Here is a 6464-nt window from a genome sequence, read left to right as displayed (position 1 = left end):
GGAGGTAAAGCTATTTTTATCCATGATTTTACCGGAGTACCGATCGTACAAACCAACGAGACGTACACGGCTATCAACCCCATTGACCATACCCAACTATGGGCGGTAGACCGTAACAAAACGACAGCGGCGCTGGAGTCGGTAGGTAGTGAAGGAGCTGATGATTATGTTGATATCTACAGCACCCCTTTTGCCTTTTTGAATGGTTCAATCTTGAACGTACTGACTGGCCAGGTGCTGGTGGATGGCGTGAAGGATGAAATCAAGAGCTTCTCTACTTTTTATATCATTCCTGAAGCGGAGCTGATTTTAGTAGAGCTTTATGCTAAAGGTAAAGTTCGCCTTTATGGGCTTGATCCTTTTACTTCAGAAATGAAGTGGGACGTAGACCTGCGTGAGATGAGCGGCCTGGGGCAAGCGGTTGCTTCGGCAGAAACCAGCAGTCCTGCACCATACGTTATCCCACCACTGTTGACTGCCAACGGAGACTTGCTGTACCACAACGACAAGTACTTGGCTTCTGTAGATTTGACGAGTGGTCAGTTGAAGTGGAACAATAAGCTGGATCCTGGCTATATTTTCCAGAATGAAGATGCAACCAAGCTCCTGATTGCTGAGAAGCGCGGTGGCCTTGGTGGTATGATGACCATGCCTACGGCAGGAGGTGCACCCAATAAGTTTAGCAAAACCCTGTACCTGTTGGATGCCAATACCGGCGAAAGTCTCTGGAGCAAGGGCGATAGCAAGATGGACGGCAATATCGAGTTCATCATGCCTTATGACAACGGCTACATCGTAGTACACGATGCAGGTTTCAATATCTTCGATTACACACCTGGAAAATCTGCGGAAGGCCGCTGGAAAAAAGATTACTCAGAAAAAGATGTTAGAGACATTGTGGTAGAAGAAGAAGGCCTGATGGTTTATTTCAAAAACCGCCGTATTCTGATTGACCCTGCAACCGGCGAAGACATTTGGAAAAAGGCCGAGAAACTGGACAAAGAGCCTGCTGCATACTTAATGGCCTGGAGAAGCCGTCAGACCCAGGTGGGTGACAACTACTTCTACACACAAGGAGGCAAGATTTATGTCAATGTAGGTAGAGGAACAGCTTCTTACGCTTATGATGCTTACGATTATAATGCAGATACCAAAATGTTGGTCTTCACCAACTTTGATGATGAGAATGCTGCTGCTATCAAGGTAGGCCCTTGGACCCACTCTGCAAGAGCCATTAACATGGAAACAGGTGACAGCGAGCGCACAACTTATGGTATTCGTAAAGAAGTACAATCGGTAGATAAAGTAGAGAATGGCTACTTCTTCTACAATGATCGTGGTTTTGCTTTGCTGAACTTCGATGGATCTGATTGGTCGGAGGTGACCTGGAAGTACTACCCAGATCCTTCTCGTGGAGAAAGATTCCTGAAAGGAGCAGTAATGTCTGTGGCTTTAGCGGGCGCTTCAGTTAAGAATGGCCTGGCTGGGTCTTCTTCAGTGATCACTAATGATGATGCAGCATTGGGGCGTTACGAAGCTCGCCAGTCTGTGCTGGAAAGCGGCAACGATGCTGCCAGCGAAATGGTAAAGCGCCGCAGAGTAGGTCGTGTTGAAAATGATTTCGGCTACTTCTTTGCTGGTAACGATGACAACCAATTGGTACTCTTCAAAGTGGATAAAAACACAGGAGAAGAAGTGAAACAATACCCATTTGATGACAATAAGCCGGTGTATGAGATCGACAGCTCTTACGGTCAGCTCTACTACCTGGTAGATGATCAGCTGAAGATTTTCGCGCTTTAGAACCACCAAAATCTACCACCTACAACTAACAACCTATTAACGAATAAATGCCTCGGACTACCTCCTTATAGTCCGGGGCGTTTTTTTTCTAAATGCGGTTTTATTTTATTCTGATATTATTTCATTTTTTGATTTTAAAAGTTGCATTACCTTCTTTTGTAAAAATAAAATTGACTAATTGGGTAAAAAATCGTAATTTATAGTAATTCTAATTAAAGCCAATTTGATTATGAGAAAAAGAATTACAACTATCCAATCAATACCCTATTTTACCTCGCTGATCTTGTTCTTTTTACTGAGCGCTTGTTCAGAGCCAACGGAAATTGTTTTCACCCACGGGCCAGAAGATTCCGGAACTCTTCAGCAATTGGTTGATCAATTCAATGCAGCCCACTTAGGTGATATTCATGTTACCTGGAAGCAAACATCTCGCCTATCAAACGAGTATTACCGCGAGTTGGAAAAATCCTTTGAAGCTGGCAGTTCCGACATTGATGTACTGAGTGCGGATGTAGTATGGACGGCCACGTTTTCCGAAAGGAATTGGGTGAAGAACCTATCCGATCAATTTTTTGAAAATTACCAAGCCGATGCATTTGTTTCCGAGGCTTTAAATTCGGCCTCCTACCAGAATGAAGTATGGGGCGTTCCTTGGTACACTGACCTGGGGATACTCTATTACCGTAAAGACCTGCTCCAAAAGTTTAAGTTCAATGCTCCGCCAACGACCTGGACAGATTTGGCGATCATGGCGCATACCATCAAGGATGCTAATTTCACCAAGTATGGTTATGTGTTTCAGGGGGGCAATTATGAAGGAGGTGTGGCGAATGCCTGTGAGTTTATCTGGAATGCCGGAGGAGAAGTACTGTTGGGGGATTTTTCTGTCGATGCAGAAGCATCACAAGCCCCGCTACTGATGATCAATAGCCAGGAAGCGATTCAAGGCATTGAGGATGCCCAAAACCTGGTTGCCGGAGGCGTGGCACCCGCTAATGTATTCGAATACAAGGAAGCTGAAGCTTTGGCGGATTTCGAAAATGGTGACGCTATCTTTATGCGTTCCTGGCCAGGTGCTTATCACCGAATTTTATCAAAGGAAACGCCCATAAACCCCGCCGATGTTGGCGTGGCAGCATTGCCAGTTAGCAAAGAGGGCAACCCTTCTTACAGTTGCTTGGGCGGTTGGAATTTGATGGTTAGTGCCTTTGCCAGCGAAGAAAAACAAAAAGCGGCTTGGGTATTTATTGAGTACCTGACCGACGAAATGCAGCAGCGCACACTTGCCTTGCAGGGCGGAATTATACCCTCTTTACGTCATCTCTATGAAGACGAGGCGCTGATCGCACAGGTGCCCGCCATTGGTTTAGCCAAACAAGTAATGCCCAATGCCCGGCTTCGCCCAGTTACTCCTCATTACATGGAATTAGCCCCCGATATCGCCTGGGCTTTCAGCGAAAGCCTGCAAGAACACCTGTCGGCATTAGCCGCCGTAGAAACAATAGAGGGCTTGTTCCGAGCAACGACTGTAGTCAGTAGCGAATAGTCTTTTCTTTATGGCTGTGCCGGTAGTTGCGTAAACGCCCCTACTGCACCTGGCTGTTCATGAATATAATGTAGAGGTACGATGTATCGTGCCTCTACATTATATTCATCCCTATCCCTCATCCTCACTTCTGATGGAAGATTAGAATTCAGGCTCCGCCTTCCGCGCTAATACAATTCTTACCTCTATCGCTCCTGTTCGTTTCCTAACTAACAGGTTGTATCTCGCTGGTCTTCCGACCAGCACTTGGCTTTAGTCTCCTTTATACTTAGGGTGTTCAATCTGATATGATATAGCATGACGCATTTAGCTTGAATTCACGACCCCCAACCCCTCTCTGGCCAGGCGAGGGGCTTTCCTGTCCGGTTAAAACTATTTTACAGTCAACATTTTACGCACTTTACCTCCCTCCATCAAAAGGGAGGGAGCTAGAGGGTGGGTCGTGAACACAGGCCTAAAAGCATCTCACTCCTTTACCATCATATTGAACAGCCTGCCTTTGTACTTGTCAGAAGACCAACCAGGTAGGAGTTTCTAGTATAAGTCAGGATAGTCTGGAGGCTACGAGGAGCCCAGATGGTTGAGTGTATCCCAGCTGTAGCCGAGGCTGCTGAGCAGGTAGTGGACTTGGGTTCTCTCCCCTGATGTGTTATGCTTAATAGCGAATTTTCGCTTATCTTCACCGGCCAGCAAATAAAGCCAACAATTCATGAAAGCATTTGATTTAAACGGGAAGGTTGCTATTATCACCGGTTCTAGCAAAGGTATTGGCAAAGCAATGGCCTTGACCCTGGCCGAAGCCGGCGCCAAAGTGGTGGTAAGCAGTCGCAAGCAAGATGCGGTAGATGCCGTAGCAGCAGAATTTAAAGCACAAGGTCTGGAGGCAATAGGCATTGCCTGCCATGTAGGCGATAGCGCCCAGCGGGAGGCTTTGGTAGAAAAAACGATGGCCACTTATGGTCGTATTGATATCTTGATAAATAATGCGGCCATCAACCCCATTTTCGGTCCAGTAGAGGATGCTTCTGAGGATGCTTTCGATAAGATCATGAACGTCAATGTCAAGGCCGTTTGGCACTTGTCTAATCTATGTATGCCTCACCTCAAAGAAGGTGGTGGTTCCATCATCAATATCAGTTCGGTAGAGGGACTGCACCCCGGTTTCGGGCTCGGCCTCTACAGCGTAAGCAAAGCTGCCGTATTGATGCTGACCAAGAACCAGGCCAAGGAATGGGGCCGGCATGGTATTCGTTCCAATGCTATCTGCCCCGGTTTGGTGAAAACCAAGTTGAGCGAAGCCCTCTGGCAAGATGAAAAGCTGCTCCATAAATTAGAGAAACACCTTCCCCTGAGTCGCATGGCGATGCCTGAAGAGATGACAGGCTTAGCCCTGCTCCTGGCCTCCGAGGCTGGCTCTTACATGACGGGCGGCGTCTACACCGCAGATGGAGGATATTTAATTGGAGGGTAGTTGGGCACCAAGTAGAGGGATATGGTTTGGCTTGTTAAGGGAGACCATTCCGGTATCATTGAACGTATTTAGGTTTCGCGGGCTTTAGTCCGCAATCAATTGTGCATCAAAGCACTCCTTTTTAGGGTAACCAATGCGTTTCAATCGTAAGAGGTAAGGAGGACGAATCACCATTTTAAAAGTGCGGACTAAAGCCCGCGAAACCTGGTCATTTGTACTCAATTTATTTTTTTACTGTTCCTGATAATTCCTTGTCGGGTTCAGGAAATTAAGAATTAAGACATGAATTTCGAATATACAGCGCGTACTCAAGACTTGATCCAGCAGGTAGAAGCATTTATGGATCGCTACATTTATCCTGTTGAGCAGCAGCTCAATACCTATTACGGGCAAGCGGAGAATTACTGGACGGTGCACCCCAAAATAGAAGAGCTAAAGGGGTTGGCTAAGTCGGCAGGCTTATGGAATTTATTTCTGCCCAAAAGCTATGGCGAGCTGAGCCCAGGACTGACGAATTTGGAATATGCGCCGCTGGCTGAGCTAATGGGGCGCTGTAAGTGGGCAGCAGAGATTTTCAACTGTAGTGCACCCGATACCGGAAACATGGAGGTGCTGGCCAAGTACGGCAATCCTGAACAGCAAGAGCGTTGGCTGAAGCCCTTGATGGAAGGAAAGATACGCTCTGCTTTCCTGATGACGGAGCCGGATGTCGCTTCGTCGGATGCGACGAATATCGAAACCTCTATCGTTGCTGATGGTGACGAGTATGTGATCAATGGCCGCAAGTGGTGGTCGTCGGGTGCTATGCACCCTCATTGCAAGATCGCAATTGTGATGGGTAAGACTGATTTTGAGGCTCAGCGTCATGTGCAGCAGAGTATGATTCTGGTACCAATGGATACGCCCGGTTTGGAGATTGTGCGCCCGCTGAATGTCTTTGGTTCCTATGATGCGCCAGAAGGCCATGCAGAGATAAAACTCACCAATGTGAGGGTGCCCAAAAGCAATATTTTACTTGGTGAGGGCCGAGGTTTTGAGATCGCTCAAGGGCGTCTTGGGCCGGGCCGTATTCACCACTGTATGCGTCTGGTGGGAGCTGCCCAACGTAGCCTGGAGCTGATGTGCCAGCGGGTAGCTAGCCGACAAGCTTTCGGGCGTACCCTCAAGGATTTCTCCAGCATCAGGCAAGATATAGCCACCTCGCGTTGCGAGATCGAACAAGCTCGCCTGCTGACCCTCTCCGCTGCGGACAAAATGGATAGAGAAGGCAGCAAGGGCGCCAAGGATTTGATCAGTATGATCAAGATTGTCGCGCCCCGTATGTGTCAGGGTGTCGTAGATCGGGCTATCCAGGCACACGGCGGCATGGGGGTATCTGGTGATACACCTTTGGCAAGCTTCTTTGCCTATTCACGTATCATTCGCATAGCCGATGGGCCAGACGAGGTACACATGTACCAATTGGGTCGGAATACCGTTAAAATGTGGATGTAAGCCTGTTTACTGTAGCCTAAAAGTAATCGGAATGCTAAAGGTCACTGCAACCGGAGCACCATCCTGCTTGCCAGGAATCCAACGGATGCCTTCGTGGTGCATTTTGGCGATGGCGCGCAGAGCCTCTTGGTCGCAGCCTGGGCCTATGCT

The 6464-nt window shown here is 47.8% G+C and carries 4 protein-coding genes; all 4 read left to right on the top strand.

The features are described from left to right. Positions 1-1803: PQQ-binding-like beta-propeller repeat protein (locus ACRBG0_RS27305; protein WP_431490000.1), on the top strand; the 1803-nt coding region annotated here is incomplete at its 5' end. Between the two features lie 229 nt (positions 1804-2032). Continuing rightward, entirely contained in the window at positions 2033-3349 is a 1317-nt protein-coding gene (locus tag ACRBG0_RS27300) for an ABC transporter substrate-binding protein (RefSeq protein ID WP_431489999.1), read from the top strand. Between the two features lie 709 nt (positions 3350-4058). Further along, entirely contained in the window at positions 4059-4820 is a 762-nt protein-coding gene (locus ACRBG0_RS27295) for an SDR family NAD(P)-dependent oxidoreductase (protein ID WP_431489998.1), read from the top strand. A 282-nt stretch (positions 4821-5102) separates the two neighbouring features. After that, a complete protein-coding gene (locus ACRBG0_RS27290) occupies positions 5103-6314 on the top strand; it encodes an acyl-CoA dehydrogenase family protein (RefSeq protein WP_431489997.1) in 1212 nt (403 codons plus the stop codon). The last annotated feature ends 150 nt before the right edge of the window (positions 6315-6464 follow it).

This window comes from Lewinella sp. (genome assembly GCF_050633125.1).
GTDB lineage: Bacteria > Bacteroidota > Bacteroidia > Chitinophagales > Saprospiraceae > Lewinella.
The sequence above is the reverse complement of the archived record's forward strand: the minus strand, read 5'-3'. Positions and strand labels throughout refer to the sequence as shown.

Excerpts from the sequence above, each read along its gene's own strand:
- ACRBG0_RS27300 (WP_431489999.1), top strand. The coding sequence starts at position 2,033 with ATGAGAAAAAGAATTACAACTATCCAATCAATACCCTATTTTACCTCG.
- ACRBG0_RS27295 (WP_431489998.1), top strand. The coding sequence starts at position 4,059 with ATGAAAGCATTTGATTTAAACGGGAAGGTTGCTATTATCACCGGTTCT.
- ACRBG0_RS27290 (WP_431489997.1), top strand. The coding sequence starts at position 5,103 with ATGAATTTCGAATATACAGCGCGTACTCAAGACTTGATCCAGCAGGTA.